This is a genomic window from Shewanella sp. VB17, assembly GCF_013248905.1.
GTDB lineage: Bacteria > Pseudomonadota > Gammaproteobacteria > Enterobacterales > Shewanellaceae > Shewanella.
Genome location: NZ_JABRVS010000001.1, coordinates 301,254 through 317,689 on the forward strand (window position 1 = coordinate 301,254; position 16,436 = coordinate 317,689).

Consider the following 16,436-nt stretch of genomic DNA (forward strand, 5'->3'; position numbering starts at 1 on the left):
AGTTACCAACAAAATATATGCTACTGACGCTAAGGGAAAACAATGAAATCTTTTATTTTCGCATTATTTTATCTCATACCTATATTACTTACCGGCTGTAATGGTGACAGCGATCTTTTAGGTGAGTCTCAATTAGAGAACACAGTCACAGAACTTCAAGTGACACCGCCCGCGGCCTCAATACCTATAGGTTTTCATCAACAATATCAAGCAAATGCTATATTAGAAGATGCTTCGGTCATTGATGTCACGACCAATCCTGCATTATCATGGAACAGCAGTGATCCAGCAATAGCCAGCATAGATAGAAATACAGGTATTGCCACTGGTGAGATGGAAGGTACTGTGACCATCACTGCATCTGGAACAGCTAATGGTATACCTTTCAGTCAAACTGCACAGCTAACTATCACTAATGCCATTGTAATAAGCCTTCAAGTAACCCCCGCAGTGGCAAGTGTGCCCATTGGGTTCACTCAAGGCTTTATTGCAGATGCAACCTTTTCTGATGGAACCGTTATTGATGTCACTACTGCCTCAGCACTATCGTGGAGCAGCAGTGATCCAGCAATTGCCAGTATAGGTAAAAATACGGGTATCAGTGTCGGAGAGGTAGAGGGAACTGTGACCATCACAGCATCTGGAATAGTCAATGGCACAGCTTTCAGTCAAACCGCCGAATTAACAGTTAATAGTGCCATTATAACAAACTTTCAAGTGACACCCGCAGTGGCAAATGTACCAATCGGATTCACTCAAGATTTTACTGCAGAAATCATTTTTTCTGACTTTTCTGTCATTGATGTCACTACCAATTCACTTGTATCTTGGAGTAGTAGTAACTCTGCAATAGCAACAATCGATAGCACGACAGGTATTGCGACAGGCGTTACTGAAGGTACAGTCACCATCACAGCATCTGGGACATCGAGCAATGGCACAGATTTCAGTCAAACCGCCGAATTAACGGTTACTAGTGCCATTATAACAAACCTTCAAGTGACGCCCGCAGTGGCAAATGTACCAATCGGATTCACTCAAGATTTTACTGCAGAAATCATTTTTTCTGACTTTTCTGTCATTGATGTCACTACCAATTCACTTGTATCTTGGAGCAGTAGTAATCCTGCAATAGCAACAATCGATAATACGACAGGTATTGCGACAGGCGTCACAGAAGGTATAGTCACCATCACAGCATCTGGAACATCGAGCAACGGCACAGCTTTCAGTCAAACCGCCGAACTCACCGTCACAAGTGCTGTAATAACAAGTTTTAGGGTGACGCCTGCAGTGGAAAATGTGCCAATTGGACTCATTCAAGGCTTTACTGCAGAAATCATTTTTTCTGACTTATCTGTCATTGATGTCACGACTAATCCTGCATTATCTTGGAGCAGTAGCGAGCCTACTATAGCAACGATAAGCCGCACGATAGGTGTGGCAACGGGAGTGATGGAGGGTGTAGTGACCATCACTGCAGCTGGAACATCCAGTAGTGGCATAGCTTTCAGTGCTACCGCAGAGTTAACGGTTACCAATGCCATTGTAACAAGCATTGAGGTTATGCCCTTAGTTGATAGCGTGCCAGTTAGACTCTCGCGAAATTTTACTGCAGAAATAATTTTTTCTGACTTTTCTGTCATTGATGTCACGACCAATCCTGTATTATCTTGGAGCAGTAGTAACCCTACAATAGCAACAATCGATAGCACGACAGGTATTGCGACAGGCGTCACTGAAGGTATAGTAACCATCACAGCGTCTGGAACATCCAGTAACGGTACAGTCTTTCGTGAAACCGCAGAATTAACGGTTACTAGTGCCATTATAACAAACCTTCAAGTGATGCCCGCAGTGGATAATGTGCCAATTGGGTTCACTCGAGACTTTACTGCAGAAATCATTTTTTCTGACTTTTCTATCATTGATGTCACGACCAATCCTGCATTATCTTGGAGCAGCAGTGACCCTTTAATAGGAACGATTGGCAGTATGACAGGTATCGCGACCGGAGTAGCTGAAGGTGTCGTGACCATTACTGCAGCTGGAACATCCAGTAACGGTACAGTCTTTAGTGAAACAGCACAGTTAACCGTCACACCAGCTATTTTAGTGACAGTACTACTGGATAAGCCAAGTCCATTGTCAATCACTGAATATTTTGGAGAACAGCTTCATGCAACAGGAACATATTCTGATGGGCGAACGGTATCATTTAATGATACCGATTGCTCATGGGGAACAACTAATGTCAATATACCCATAGCTGATGGATTAATTGCACCATCGATGATGTATGGTGAGACTGGAGAAGTATTTGCCACATGTGAGAATGTTAAGAGTAACGAAGTTACGGCGACCATTATTCAAGCTAACAAATCAAGTCTAATAGGTACTTTAACTGGCAATGAATATTTAATAAAACAGAGTGATACTAGTGTTATTAATTTTCATGGTGAGGGGGTGATTGATGGTGTATACAATACTAATGGTAACTTGCTCGCAGGTGGTCTAGAGGGATCAGACCTCGGTGACACAGGGGATTACACAGATAATATGGTATTAGCAAATGTTAGTTCAATTGTAGGATTAGACGATGGAAATGGATTTGGAGGTGCTTTAAATAGATTAAATTGGGTTGAGAGCCCGGCTACCAATAAACACGTTGGGAAAGTAAATCTTGGTAATCAAACAGCGGTTACGGTTACAAGCCAAGTTTTTGGGATCTTGTTTTATGGTACCGCTCCCGTGGGTAGTGGTTATATCTCTGGGATGGTTGTTATTTATAAATAAGACAAAAAAAGCCCTGAATATCTTCAGGGCTTTTTTGCTAATTTAATACGGCGATTAATTAGATATCTAGGTTTGCCACATTAAGGGCATTTGATTCGATAAAGTCGCGACGTGGCTCAACATGATCGCCCATCAAACAAGTAAATAGTTGATCTGCGGCAATCGCATCTTCAATGGTGACCACTAGCATGCGGCGTGATTCTGGATCCATTGTCGTTTCCCACAACTGCTCAGGATTCATCTCACCCAATCCTTTATAACGTTGAATATACAGACCACGCTTAGAATCGCTCATTAACCAGTCAAGTGCTTCAACGAAAGTGGTCACTTCCTTCATACGTTCGCCACGTTTAACGAACCCTCCCTCTTCAATAAGACCTTCAAGGGCATGGGCTAACTTGGCCATCAGATCATAATCACGAGAATGTAAGAAGTCATAAGTGAACAGGAAGTTAGTGTCTATCCCGTGCTTACGAATCGTCACTTTAGGTAAGTAACATTTACGCTCAGGATCCATAAAAGCCTCTGCACTATAATGCACACCTCCTGAATCTCGCTCAGTCAGATCAGCGACAAAGCCATCACACCACTGTTGAACCTGAGCCTCATCACTTAAAAAGTCATGAGTCAGTGCAGGATGATATAACATACGCTCAGTGAGCAAACTAGGATAACGTTGTTCTAGACGTGCAAAAATCGCTTCCACTTCACGATATTGATAAACCAATTTTTCCAGCGGTGCTCCAGACATAGCAGGCGCATTGGCTGAAGGATGGATCTCACCACCATCCAAAGCTAAGTTCGTCAAGTATTCAGTTAACGCAGGATCATCTTTAAGATACTGTTCTTGTTTGCCTTTTTTAACTTTATACAAAGGTGGTTGGGCAATGTAAATATAACCACGCTCAATAAGCTCAGGCATTTGACGGAAGAAGAAAGTGAGCAATAACGTACGAATGTGCGATCCATCGACATCGGCATCGGTCATAATGACGATATTATGATAGCGGGTCTTGTCTGGATCGTACTCATCACGGCCAATACCACACCCTAAGGCTGTAATTAACGTGACGACTTCTTGAGAAGACAGCATCTTATCGAAGCGAGCTTTCTCAACATTTAAAATCTTACCTTTTAAAGGGAGAATCGCTTGGTTCTTACGGTTACGTCCCTGCTTAGCACTACCGCCAGCAGAGTCTCCTTCCACGATATAAATTTCTGAATGTGCTGGGTCTTTCTCTTGGCAATCTGCAAGCTTACCGGGTAACCCACCTAAATCTAGTGCGCCTTTACGACGTGTCATTTCACGAGCTTTACGGGCCGCTTCACGAGCACGAGCGGCATCTATAATTTTACCCACAATCAACTTAGCTTCATTTGGGTGTTCAATGAGGTAGTCACCTAACTGCTCACCCATTGTTTGCTCAACAGCCGTTTTCACTTCACTCGATACTAATTTATCTTTGGTCTGTGAACTGAACTTAGGGTCCGGCACTTTAACAGAGATAACGGCGGTTAACCCTTCGCGGGCATCATCACCAGTTGCACTGGTTTTGCCCTTTTTGTTATACCCTTCTTTTTCCATGTAATTGTTTAAGTTACGCGTCAACGCGCCACGAAAACCTGCTAAGTGAGTACCGCCATCACGCTGGGGAATATTGTTGGTAAAACAAAAAATATTCTCTTGGAATCCATCGTTCCACTGCATTGCGACTTCAACAGTAATGCCGTCATCACGTTCATGGATAAAGTGAAAAACTTCTTTGTTTACTGGAGTCTTATTCACATTTAAGTAATCAACAAAGGCACTTATCCCTCCTTCATACTTGAAAAACTCATCTTTATTATCACGTTCGTCAATTAAGCGAATACCGACCCCTGAATTAAGGAAGGATAACTCTCGAACACGCTTAACTAGAATCTCAAAATGAAACAATACATCTGTAAAGGTATCTTCACTTGGCCAGAAACGTAACTCAGTCCCTGTATAGGTCGAATCACCAATTTCTTTAATGGGTTCATCCGGCACGCCGTGTGTGTAAAATTGTTCATAAAGCTTACCGTCACGTCGCACGGTTAGCTGTAACTTTCTAGAAAGTGCATTGACAACCGATACCCCAACGCCATGAAGACCACCGGAGACTTTATAAGAGTTATCATCGAACTTACCGCCAGCGTGCAATACTGTCATAATTACTTCAGCAGCCGAAACCCCCTCTTCAGGATGTATCGCGACAGGAATACCACGTCCATCATCTTTAACAGAAACTGAGCCGTCTGAATGGATAGTGATGATAACGTCGTTACAATGGCCAGCTAAAGCTTCATCGATAGAGTTATCGACCACTTCGAATACCATGTGGTGCAGACCTGTGCCATCATCGGTATCACCGATGTACATCCCAGGTCTTTTACGTACCGCATCAAGACCTTTTAGGACTTTGATGCTCGAAGAATCGTAACTATTCTCTGACATATTATTCTCTCATCAGTTTATCTATTACCGTTACACACCCTTGTTCCACATGGAACATCTTACTTATTGGTGTGGCTAACGAATCGACTATCGCTGCAGGATCAATAGCGGTCACAAAAACTTGTGCACCGGTATCCATTAACTGCTGCAACAACAGTTGCCTATGCTTTGCGTCTAGCTCCGATGGAAGATCATCCACCAGATAAATACTGTTTTTATCTGTTTGTTTTTTTAGTAATTTCCCCTGTGCAATACGTAATGCACAGACCAGCAATTTTAGCTGACCTCGGGATAATGCATCTTGCACTGGTAAGGTACCCACACGTAACCGCAAATCAGCTTTATGTGGGCCACTACTGGTATTACCTGCCGCAATATCCCGAGGATATTGCGCCTCTAGTAGTTGCCAAAAATCCGTTTTAGCATCCCAACCTCGAGTAAAGGAAACTTTTACTTCGGTATGAGGTAAAAACTCTCCGATTATACCCTTAAGTTGCTCATTTAACGAGTCTACATATTGTTTACGTATTTGAGTAACGAGTTCGGAATATCGAACCAGCTCTTTATCCCAAAACTGAATTTGACTATAGGGAGATGAGCTCTTAAGTAGCTGATTACGTTGCTTTAAAATCCTTTTAACATTGGCCCATGCTGAATGAAAGTTTTTATCGTTATGAAATGCCCCCCAATCGATAAACTGACGCCTCGATTTAGGACCTTCGAACAGCAGAGCAAAACTCTCAGGAGTAATAACTTGAATTGGAAGTGTCTCGGCTAAGGTAGATAAACGCTTTATTTTATCACCGTTAATCTTGACCTCTGTTTCACCACTTCGAAATCGACGTAAGCCAATTTTACTCTCACGCTCTTGCAAGCTTAAATTAGCGAACAGAGTCAGCTTATCATCATGGTGTTGGATCACTCGTTGAGACAGGTGGCTTCTAAATGAGCGCCCCATACCTAAAAAGTAGATAGCTTCAAGAATACTTGTTTTGCCACTGCCATTCTGGCCATAAATGAGGTTTAAGCCCTCACTTGGGTGCAATTGAGCCGAACTGATATTTCGAAATGTTTCAATATGAAGACGTGTCAGGCTCATTTACGTTGCCAAAGGGCTGAGAATACAAAACAGCTAAGAAGATTAGCATATACTCAAGCCACATCAAAGCATCAGGCTGAGTCCTTTAGCTAATAGGTAGTAGGCAATCACACAAAAATAAAGCCTACAGTCTCATCGGCATGACAACATACATGGAATTTTCTTCAATATGGTTTTCAATTAGCGCACTTGAATTACCATCGATTAAAGTAATTCGCACATCATCAGAAGCTAAGTTATTCAATACATCAAGTAAATAACTGACATTAAAGCCAATCTCAAGTGGAGTATTTTCATATTCCACATCTAAGATTTCTTCAGCCTCTTCTTGCTCAGGATTATTGGCGGTAATTTTAATCAAATTGTTTTCAAGTTGAACACGCACGCCACGGAATTTCTCATTTGATAAAATGGACGCACGCAACAAAGCTTGTTTCAGATGGTTGCGGCCCGCAATAACCACTTTATCGCCGCCTTTTGGTAGTACACGACGGTAATCAGGAAAGCGTCCATCGACTAATTTGCTGGTAAACACTGCACTCGCTGTGGTTGCCCGAATTGCATTGTCACCAATGGCGATGGTGATATCAAGATCTTCACCTTCAAATAAACGCTGAAGCTCAACAACACCTTTACGTGGCACAATGACCTGCTTTGTCGGTAAGGTATCTTCGATTTGACGATGACTGAGTGCCAGCCGATGGCCATCTGTTGCAATCGCGCGTAATAAATTACCTTCGGTCTCAAATAGAAGACCGTTTAGGTAATAACGTACATCTTGATTTGCCATGGAAAACTGAGTCGCATCAATCAGAGACTTTAGTGTTCCCTGCTTAATGGTAAATTCAATGTCAGGCTTAAAGGCCTCGACATTAGGAAACTCTTCCGCTGGCAATGTTGCTAAGGTAAATCGACTGCGACCAGAACGGAGTAAGAGGCGATTTTCCTGCTGCTCGATTTTAAGCTCGACTTGATCTGGTAGTGACTTAACAATATCGAGAAATTTTTTAGCTGGTATTGTCGTGCATCCCTCTTGGACGTCACCTACGAGTTGAACCTCACCGACCAATTCTACTTCTAAATCGGTGCCAGTCATCTTAAGTGAGTGAGCACTTACTTCTACCAGTAGGTTTGCTAGAATAGGTAAATTATGTCTTCTCTCTACTGCGCCAGTGACCAGTTGCAAAGGTTTTAATAGTGCGTCCCTATCAATTGAAAATTTCATCAGTCCAATTTCCCAGATTTATGAAGATAACGTACGAATCAAGTTAGCATAATCTTCTTTAATATCATGATTTTCTTCACGTAACTGTGCAATTTTACGACAAGCATGTAGCACTGTTGTATGGTCACGACCACCAAATGCATCCCCTATCTCGGGTAAGCTATGGTTGGTTAGCTCTTTTGACAGCGCCATCGCCACTTGACGTGGGCGAGCAACACTACGAGAACGACGTTTAGACAGCATATCAGCCATCTTAATCTTGTAGTATTCAGCGACTGTTTTTTGAATATTATCTATAGTGACCAATTTTTCTTGCAAAGCCAAGAGGTCTCTTAACGCTTCACGTACAAAATCAATCGTGATAGGTCGACCCGTGAAGTTAGCATTTGCAATAACGCGATTCAAGGCGCCTTCAAGCTCTCGCACATTTGAACGTAACCGTTTAGCAATAAAAAATGCCACTTCATCAGGAAGATTGATACCACTCTCTTGTGCTTTACGCATCAAGATCGCCACACGAGTTTCTAATTCTGGTGGCTCAATCGCAACCGTAAGACCCCAACCAAAACGAGATTTGAGTCTATCTTCAACACCGTCAATTTCTTTAGGATATTTATCCGACGTTAAAATGATCTGATGATTACCTTCTAATAATGCATTAAAGGTATGAAAAAATTCTTCTTGAGAGCGATCTTTGTTGGCAAAAAATTGTATATCATCGATAAACAAGGCATCAACACTACGGTAATAGCGTTTAAACTCTTCGATCGCATTATTTTGTAGTGCTTTAACCATGTCCTGCACAAATCTTTCTGAGTGCATATACACCACTTTAGCATTGGGATTATTTTTAATAATGCCATTACCCACTGCATGTAATAAATGGGTTTTCCCTAAACCTGTGCCACCATATAAAAAAAGAGGATTGTATGCACCACCTGGGTTTTCAGCCACTTGCATAGCAGCCGCTTTGCCTAGTTGGTTAGATTTACCCTCAACAAAATTCTCAAATTGATAAGTAAGATTGATATTACTTCGATGATTAGCGGTAATTGCAGGTTCTGGGGTCACATTAAAAGAGGTTCTACCTCTATCAGGACTTTGTTGCTGTTTAGGTCGAGTCATTGCCGCTGTCGCTTGAATTGGCTTAGGGGCTGAGGGTTTACTACCAATATCAAAACGCAATTTAGGTGCATTGCTGCCCATCTGTTCAGTAAAGAACTGATTAATAATATTGATGTATTTATCTCTTACCCAATCAAGCACAAAACGATTCGGCGCATAGAGAACAAGCGTATCTCCGTCCATTTCTGCTTGCAAGGGTCTGATCCACATACTGAATTGTTGAGCAGAAAGCTCATCTTGTAGTCGCCCGATACATTGCTGCCAAAATGAAACCGCCACGTACTTATCCCCAAAAGATCATCCAAAGAAGCTATTCTATAGTGAGATCACAATGATCGCTATCCTTTAATAATAGTTTTATCCCCAGATAGATAATCTAACTAGCTAAGTGTCGATCCAAAAAGATCGCTGGCGATCTCATTATTTAAAAAAAGCACCAAAACCCTCTTTATAAAGCGATCTAAATCGATCTATAATTAACATTGTCAGATCGAGCGAATGATCACTAGATCCACAAGATATAGTGCTCATACACAGAGTTATCCACACTTTATAGTGTTTCGCGACAACTGATATAAAACTTAATTGTCGATATTTTTATCACTTGGTGGTTTTGCTTGTTGACTGGCAAACGTAAAGTGATTACAATTCGGCCTCTTTTTTGCCCTTACCTCAAATTTTTTGTGTGTAGGGATTGTTAACTACCAAAGACGGATTGCCACAATGAGTAAACGTACTTTTCAACCAAGCACCCTAAAGCGCAAGCGTTCTCACGGCTTCCGCGCACGTATGGCTACAGTAGGCGGCCGTAAGGTACTGGCTCGTCGCCGTGCCAAGGGCCGTGCTCGCCTTTCTGCTTAATTTAAGTAGAATAAAAGGTGACGACTAGCTACAACTTTACGCGGGAGTTACGTTTGTTAACTCCCGCGCAATTCAAATCTGTATTCTCAAAACCAATCAAAGCTTCTTCGGCTGAAATAACCTTACTTGCAATTCCAAACTCTGAGCAACATCCTCGTATTGGACTTACAGTTGCTAAGCGTTTTGTAAAGAAAGCACATCAACGAAATAGGGTTAAGCGTATTATCAGAGATAATTTTCGTTTGCATCAGCACGAACTCCCCGCTATTGATATCGTTGTGCTCGTCAGAAATGGCGTCGTCGAGATGGAAAATGCAGAACTCCATAAACTGGTAGAGAAACTATGGCGAAAAATAAATCGCCGTTACAATGGTTAACTACCACTATGATTCGTGGCTACCAAATTCTTATTAGTCCTTTTTTAGGGGCTAATAAATGCCGCTTTCATCCAACTTGCTCCACATATGCAATTGATGCTATTCATTTACATGGAACAGTAAAAGGCAGTTGGCTTGCAGCGCAGCGCATACTAAAATGTCATCCTTTACATCCCGGCGGTATTGACCCCGTCCCCCAAAAAACACACAGGTGTAATAAATAGACTATGGAATCTCAACGCAATATATTTCTTATCGGTCTGCTACTTGTCAGCTTTTTACTCTGGCAACAATGGCAGACAGATCAAAACCCACAATCTGCTATTGCGGATCAATCTTCATCGGTTGTTAACGCTTCATCTGGTGTAGATTCTCACAGCTCTGATGTGCCTGATGCTGATTCAGCACTTCCAGCAGCTGTTTCATATTCAAAGGAACTCATCACAGTCAACACTGACCAGTTAATCATTAAAATTAACCCTGTTGGTGGTGATATTGTTTATTCAGCTCTTGTTGAACATAAGCTTGAGCTTGACAATAACGACCCATTTGTACTGTTAGATCAAACAAAAGATATTAACTATATTGCTCAAAGTGGTCTTATCGGTCGTAATGGTATCGACAGTAGTGCTAAAGGTCGGGCTAATTTCAACAGTGCTTCGCGCGAATACACCTTAGCAGCAAGTCAAGACACCTTAGAGGTGCCATTAACCTATGTGGCTGAAAATGGTGCTACTTACACAAAAATGTTCATCTTCCATCGTGGTAAGTTTAATATTGATGTTGATTATGTCGTTAACAACACCACTGATAACCAGCTACAAGTTCAGATGTACGGTCAGATTAAACACAGTATCAAGCAAAGCGAAAGCAGCATGATGATGCCAACTTATCGTGGCGGCGCATTCTCAACAGCAGATACCCGTTACGAAAAGTACAGCTTCGATGATATGGCTGACAAAAATCTGGACAACAAAACATTAGGTGGTTGGGCAGCAATGCTACAACACTACTTTGTGTCAGCTTGGGTACCACCAGCAACCGATCAAAACACAATTTTCTCAAGTGTTAGTGCCGGCGGCTTAGCAAATATAGGTTTCCGTGGTGCTATTTATAACGTTGCACCAGGTGCAGCTCAAACCATTAGCGCACAATTCTATGTTGGCCCTAAAAATCAAGAGGAACTCTCTAAACTATCCGACTCACTTAACCTAGTGGTTGATTATGGTTTTCTTTGGTGGATAGCTGTTCCTATTTATAAGCTACTGATGTTTTTTCAGTCAATAGTCTCTAACTGGGGGCTAGCGATTATATTAATCACACTGACTGTCCGTGGCCTATTATTCCCGCTAACTAAAGCTCAGTATACCTCTATGGCTAAGATGCGAAACTTGCAGCCTAAACTGACTGAGATGAAAGAACGCTTCGGTGATGACCGTCAAAAAATGGGTCAAGCCATGATGGAACTGTACAAGAAAGAGAAAGTGAACCCTATGGGTGGCTGTTTACCAATCTTGTTACAGATGCCCATTTTCATTGCATTATATTGGGTACTGTTAGAGAGTTTTGAACTGCGTCACGCGCCATTCATGTTATGGATCACCGATCTTTCGGTACAAGATCCATATTATGTGATGCCAATCCTGATGGGGATCTCAATGTTTGTGATGCAGAAAATGCAACCTATGGCACCAACAATGGATCCAATGCAACAAAAGATGATGCAGTGGATGCCAGTGGTGTTTACCGTATTCTTCCTTTGGTTCCCAGCAGGCCTGGTACTTTATTGGCTAGTGGGTAACTTAGTTGCGATTACACAGCAGAAGATTATTTATGCTGGCCTTGCGAAGAAAGGCTTAAAATAGCTTTTAGCTTCAACTAAGAAAAGCGGTTAATACTGAGTATTGACCGCTTTTTTATTTATATATCCAAGAGATTCTTCGACATGCTGAAGTCACTTGGATATAAGAATAAAATCAATATTTTTTCATTAGCTTTCAATTGTTTAAAGTAGGGAACACAGTAATGACAACAGATACTATCGTGGCACAAGCAACCGCCCCAGGGCGTGGTGGTGTGGGTATCATTCGTATCTCTGGTAACCTTGCCAGCGATGTGGCGATGGCTATTTTGGGGCGTATCCCCAAGACACGCTATGCCGATTACTGCGACTTTAAAGGCTTTGACGATGAGGTTATCGATCAGGGGATCGCCCTTTTTTTTCAGGGACCAAACTCCTTTACTGGTGAAGATGTCCTCGAATTACAAGGCCATGGAGGCCAGATTGTACTCGACATGTTAATAAAGCAAGTAATGCAAGTGGCTGGGGTTCGTATAGCCAAACCTGGAGAATTTAGCGAACAAGCCTTTATGAATGATAAAATGGATTTGACTCAAGCTGAAGCCATTGCCGATCTGATCGATGCTACTAGCGAACAAGCAGCTAAAAGCGCGTTGAACTCTCTACAAGGTGAATTCTCATTACAGATACATGAACTAGTAGAGCAAGTCACTAACCTACGCCTTTATGTCGAAGCAGCGATTGATTTTCCTGACGAAGAGGTCGATTTTCTTTCTGACGGTAAAATTGCAGGCTCGCTCCAACGAATCATCACTAAACTCGATACAGTTCAAGCCAGTGCCAAACAAGGATCAATTATACGTGAAGGGATGAAAGTGGTGATTGCAGGCCGTCCTAATGCGGGAAAATCTAGCTTGCTTAATGCCCTAGCAGGTAAAGAATCAGCCATTGTTACCGACATTGCTGGTACTACCCGTGATGTATTGCGTGAACATATCCACTTAGACGGTATGCCGCTGCATATCATCGACACTGCAGGACTTCGTGACACCCATGATGCCGTCGAGATCATTGGTATAGAACGTGCTTGGGCTGAAATAGAAACGGCCGATCAGGTTTTATTTATGGTCGATGGTACGACTACCGACGCAGTCAACCCGCATGAGATCTGGCCTGATTTTATTGATCGTCTACCGAAAAATTTAGGGATCACTGTGGTACGTAATAAAGCTGATGTAACAGGTGAGCCCTTAACGGTAACGCAGGATCATGACCACAATGTATTTCGCATCTCAGCCAAAACTGGTTTAGGGGTTCAAGCACTCCAGCAGCACCTTAAATCTCTTATGGGTTACCAAAGTAATATAGAGGGTGGTTTTATTGCACGACGTCGTCATTTAGAAGCTCTGGCTCTTGCTAGTAGCCATCTAATGATAGGGAAAGAGCAATTAGAAGTCTATTTAGCTGGAGAATTGCTTGCAGAAGAACTAAGAATGACTCAAATGGCATTGTCTGAAATAACGGGAAAATTCACTTCTGATGATTTACTTGGTAAAATCTTCAGTTCATTCTGTATCGGTAAGTAATCGATTTATGATTAAACCTTCTTATTTTTACGAGAAAAAAATAGGATCCTGATGATCTAATCCAAGCCAAGTGTGTGTCGATCCCGATCAAAACAATCAACAGAGATATCAACAAGCAAAGTAAAGTCAACAGATGCAGATTATATTTGTTCTGTTTTGTTTTTAGTTTGTTGTTTGCAAAGGTTTTTTTGTCAAATTTAATTTTAAATAATACGAATGTAAATCAAAAATAAATTCAACTTGTAGATAAGTTATACGCAAAATAAATTGAAATACTTTTCCGCATAATAAAAGAATTTTTTATCCAAAAGATATAATAGTTGGTTAAACAGAAATTGCTTCTTTTTTTACTCATTTTAGCTAAATTAATTGAGTTGTAACCTAAAATCACTAATACTGGAATAGCAAACCGACATCCCCAGTAAAACAACCCAATGCAGTGTTAAGTTCCACGTGGAACCCTATTTTGAAAATGGTACTTAGCTGATTAATTTATAATCAAAGTATTTGCGTTTTTCAGGGCCTGCGGCGTTAGCACTTATTTTATTAGGGTGTTTGTACTCATCCCAACTAGCGACACGTCTCCCGCTGTTTAGATGTGGAAAGTTTAACTGTACAGCCTCAAAATTAGCATTATCTTCTACATTCATGAAGTCCAGTAACTTAGATAAGGCGCCATCTTTACTGACATCGATGCTGGTAAAATCATTTCGATCACTGAAAAAATCAAAAATGTTTTTTTTATGAGCTTGATAGCAATGCATCAAATGCTGGGTATTAGTAGGTTCATCCACCTCACCGACACCAAAACTATGTTTGAAACTACGCTTTAAAATAGGATGAAATCGTCCTTTTTTTTCATCTAAATGCACTAACATACGACTTAATAGCATCTGCATAGAAGGTACCCAGCTTTCGAGTGAGCGATCTAGATAGATAAATTTTGCATTTGAGTATAGATAGTCCAATTGCTTATAATCACTAAAACAAGGAGCATCAGATATCACATCAGCTAACTCAAATGCTTGCTTAGTAAATGCCTGATGTGCCACCTTAAATCCATGTTCAAGTAAAGCCACACTCACACTTGTCGTCCCAGTTCTAGGTAAACCGATAATAAAAAATTTAGTCATATTTTTAAAGTTAGCTCTAGGAAATATTACACTCACAAGTGATCAAAATTGAATAATAAATGGGTACTAGTTTTGTCTATTTGATACCAGACTTTGAACCCCTTGTGGGTTATGAACCCAATTATGCTAAAGCGGCTATAATTTAGTATGGTGTTAAATTAGAGATTCAAAAATTGATTAATTATAATCGTATCTTGGCATTTAATGTAATAATACTTTTCATATTACAGAGCTTTATTGTCATTCAGTGCCAAGCAGAAGAGCCTGAGATAACACTTTATTTTAATGGTAGACTTCCTTATATTGGCTATGATAGCGACAACAAGCTAGTAGGGATTAATTATGATATTGGTGAGAAAGTATTTAGTGATACCGATATTCGCTATCACTGGAAGCAAAATCCCGCAGCTAGATTTATGCATTACTTTAAAGAAAATACTCAGCCGCTATGCTTAGTTAGTTGGATTTATACCGCAGAACGAGAAAAAATAGGTAAAGTATCTGATATTACTTATGTCGATTCTGAGTATGTTGGAGTTGTAGCTGCGGATAAACATGATCAGTTTAATTCTCGCTCTCTTACTGAAATAATGAACGATAAGAACGTCACTGTTTTATTTAAAAAAGGATACGCATACAGTTCTGTTCTCATTGGAATGATGTTGAATTCACATGCAAATATGCTTGATCTTACAAAAGATCAAGAACATATTTTACTCATGATCGCAGAAAAACGTGGCGACATTGCTTTTTTTTCAGCAGCTGAACTGCCTTATATATTTTCAATACACCCAACACTAAATAAAAAAGTGTCAATTTTATCTTTTCCACTTTTATCCGCAGATCGAACAACACGGCATATTATATGCTCTAAGCAAGTATCTGATGACCAAATGAACAAAATAAACGCGAGTATCAAACGGAATATTCAGCTTAAATAAATTCTATTTTGACCATTATTAGTCAATAATGGCCATAAGGCTATCCCTTATAAGCCATGACAAACAGTGTTATAAAATAATATTCTTATGGCTTTAATCAGCAAATACAACAGTGCGTGAACCAAATAAGAACACACGTTTCTCGATGTGGTACTTCACTGCACGGGCTAATGTTTGGCTTTCAATATCTTGCCCTTTAGCAACCAAATCTTCTGGATAGTGGCTGTGATCAACAGCCTGAACGCCTTGAGTTATAATGGGTCCTTCATCAAGATCGTCATTAACATAATGCGCCGTTGCACCAACCAGTTTGACCCCTTTATCCCATGCTTGATGATAAGGCTTAGCACCTTTAAAGCCTGGCAATAAAGAATGATGAATATTAATGGCCTTCCCACTAAGTTCACTGCACATGTCGGCAGATAATACTTGCATATAACGTGCAAGCACCACTAGTTCACAAGAATACTGCTTCACTATGTCCAGCACTTGTTTTTCTTGCTGAGGTTTAGTTTCTGCCGTAATAGGTAGGTGATGATAATCTATACCATGCCACTCTGCTAATGCTTTCAGATCAGGATGATTGGATATAATCACTGCAACATCAATTGCTAATGCATTAGTGCGATAACGATAGAGTAAATCATTTAAACAGTGATCATATTTTGAAACCATGATGGCAACACGAGTTTTATGATTTGGCTCTGTTAACGTCCAAGTCATATCAAACGCTTTCGCCCGCTCTAGAAATGTTTGATCGAATACATCAGCATTAAACTCATCGTTGAGTGGCCGAAATTGAACACGAATGCAGAACAGCTTAAGCTCACGATCATCATATGATTGTATGTCTACAATATAACAACTATTTTCAGCAAGAAAGCGAGTCACTACATCTACTGTTCCAAGGCAACTTGGACATTGTGCGGTTAATATCCAAGTGTTTTCATTATTTCTCACGATAATATCTCTTTAATTATACCTATTGGTATTAAACTCAAAAACGATAAACTTTG

13 protein-coding genes are annotated in these 16,436 nt (G+C 40.7%); 7 read left to right on the plus strand and 6 right to left on the minus strand.

From position 1 onward, the window contains the following. Window positions 1-42 precede the first annotated feature (42 nt). Window positions 43-2,796 (plus strand): Ig-like domain-containing protein, encoded by a 2,754-nt coding sequence (locus HQQ94_RS01320; RefSeq protein WP_173292742.1) that lies wholly within the window; start codon window positions 43-45, stop codon window positions 2,794-2,796. A gap of 58 nt (window positions 2,797-2,854) precedes the next feature. Here HQQ94_RS01320 and gyrB read toward each other — a convergent pair whose 3' ends face one another. From gyrB to dnaA, 4 genes are all read right to left on the minus strand, one after another. After that, the gene (gene gyrB, locus HQQ94_RS01325) at window positions 2,855-5,272 is read right to left on the minus strand and encodes a DNA topoisomerase (ATP-hydrolyzing) subunit B (protein ID WP_173292743.1); all 2,418 of its coding nucleotides are present in this window, start codon (window positions 5,270-5,272) and stop codon (window positions 2,855-2,857) included. A gap of 1 nt (window position 5,273) precedes the next feature. After that, the gene (gene recF / locus HQQ94_RS01330; protein WP_173292744.1) at window positions 5,274-6,371 is read right to left on the minus strand and encodes a DNA replication/repair protein RecF; all 1,098 of its coding nucleotides are present in this window, start codon (window positions 6,369-6,371) and stop codon (window positions 5,274-5,276) included. 124 nt (window positions 6,372-6,495) lie between these two features. Then, a complete protein-coding gene (gene dnaN, locus HQQ94_RS01335) occupies window positions 6,496-7,596 on the minus strand; it encodes a DNA polymerase III subunit beta (protein ID WP_173292745.1) in 1,101 nt (366 codons plus the stop codon). An 18-nt stretch (window positions 7,597-7,614) separates the two neighbouring features. Beyond that, window positions 7,615-9,000, minus strand: coding sequence for a chromosomal replication initiator protein DnaA (gene dnaA, locus HQQ94_RS01340; RefSeq protein WP_173292746.1), 1,386 nt, complete (start codon window positions 8,998-9,000; stop codon window positions 7,615-7,617). A gap of 444 nt (window positions 9,001-9,444) precedes the next feature. Here dnaA and rpmH point away from each other — a divergent pair, with 444 nt between their 5' ends. From rpmH to mnmE, 5 genes are all read left to right on the plus strand, one after another. Continuing rightward, a complete protein-coding gene (rpmH, locus tag HQQ94_RS01345) occupies window positions 9,445-9,582 on the plus strand; it encodes a 50S ribosomal protein L34 (RefSeq protein WP_126507838.1) in 138 nt (45 codons plus the stop codon). Window positions 9,583-9,599: 17 nt separating this feature from the next. Further along, window positions 9,600-9,959 carry a ribonuclease P protein component gene (gene rnpA, locus HQQ94_RS01350; RefSeq protein ID WP_173292747.1) on the plus strand — a complete coding sequence of 120 codons (360 nt, stop codon included), beginning with the start codon at window positions 9,600-9,602 and terminating at the stop codon, window positions 9,957-9,959. Further along, complete coding sequence (gene yidD, locus HQQ94_RS01355) at window positions 9,926-10,183, plus strand: membrane protein insertion efficiency factor YidD (RefSeq protein WP_173292748.1); 258 nt, start codon at window positions 9,926-9,928, stop codon at window positions 10,181-10,183. The genes rnpA and yidD overlap by 34 nt, the downstream gene beginning before the upstream one ends. A gap of 3 nt (window positions 10,184-10,186) precedes the next feature. After that, window positions 10,187-11,824 carry a membrane protein insertase YidC gene (yidC, locus tag HQQ94_RS01360; protein WP_173292749.1) on the plus strand — a complete coding sequence of 546 codons (1,638 nt, stop codon included), beginning with the start codon at window positions 10,187-10,189 and terminating at the stop codon, window positions 11,822-11,824. A 160-nt stretch (window positions 11,825-11,984) separates the two neighbouring features. Then, complete coding sequence (gene mnmE / locus HQQ94_RS01365) at window positions 11,985-13,346, plus strand: tRNA uridine-5-carboxymethylaminomethyl(34) synthesis GTPase MnmE (protein WP_173292750.1); 1,362 nt, start codon at window positions 11,985-11,987, stop codon at window positions 13,344-13,346. A gap of 479 nt (window positions 13,347-13,825) precedes the next feature. On the opposite strand, the gene HQQ94_RS01370 is transcribed toward mnmE, so the two are convergent. After that, entirely contained in the window at window positions 13,826-14,479 is a 654-nt protein-coding gene (locus HQQ94_RS01370; protein ID WP_173292751.1) for a sulfotransferase, read from the minus strand. 173 nt (window positions 14,480-14,652) lie between these two features. Here HQQ94_RS01370 and HQQ94_RS01375 point away from each other — a divergent pair, with 173 nt between their 5' ends. Beyond that, window positions 14,653-15,420, plus strand: a complete 768-nt coding sequence (locus tag HQQ94_RS01375) for a transporter substrate-binding domain-containing protein (RefSeq protein WP_173292752.1) — start codon at window positions 14,653-14,655, stop codon at window positions 15,418-15,420. 93 nt (window positions 15,421-15,513) lie between these two features. Here the strand turns inward: HQQ94_RS01375 and purU are convergent, their stop codons facing one another. Next, the gene (gene purU / locus HQQ94_RS01380) at window positions 15,514-16,380 is read right to left on the minus strand and encodes a formyltetrahydrofolate deformylase (protein WP_173292753.1); all 867 of its coding nucleotides are present in this window, start codon (window positions 16,378-16,380) and stop codon (window positions 15,514-15,516) included. Window positions 16,381-16,436 lie beyond the last annotated feature (56 nt).

Excerpts from the sequence above, each read along its gene's own strand:
- HQQ94_RS01320 (WP_173292742.1), top strand. The coding sequence starts at position 43 with ATGAAATCTTTTATTTTCGCATTATTTTATCTCATACCTATATTACTT.
- gyrB (WP_173292743.1), bottom strand. The coding sequence starts at position 5,272 with ATGTCAGAGAATAGTTACGATTCTTCGAGCATCAAAGTCCTAAAAGGT.
- recF (WP_173292744.1), bottom strand. The coding sequence starts at position 6,371 with ATGAGCCTGACACGTCTTCATATTGAAACATTTCGAAATATCAGTTCG.
- dnaN (WP_173292745.1), bottom strand. The coding sequence starts at position 7,596 with ATGAAATTTTCAATTGATAGGGACGCACTATTAAAACCTTTGCAACTG.
- rpmH (WP_126507838.1), top strand. The coding sequence starts at position 9,445 with ATGAGTAAACGTACTTTTCAACCAAGCACCCTAAAGCGCAAGCGTTCT.
- yidD (WP_173292748.1), top strand. The coding sequence starts at position 9,926 with ATGGCGAAAAATAAATCGCCGTTACAATGGTTAACTACCACTATGATT.
- yidC (WP_173292749.1), top strand. The coding sequence starts at position 10,187 with ATGGAATCTCAACGCAATATATTTCTTATCGGTCTGCTACTTGTCAGC.
- mnmE (WP_173292750.1), top strand. The coding sequence starts at position 11,985 with ATGACAACAGATACTATCGTGGCACAAGCAACCGCCCCAGGGCGTGGT.
- HQQ94_RS01370 (WP_173292751.1), bottom strand. The coding sequence starts at position 14,479 with ATGACTAAATTTTTTATTATCGGTTTACCTAGAACTGGGACGACAAGT.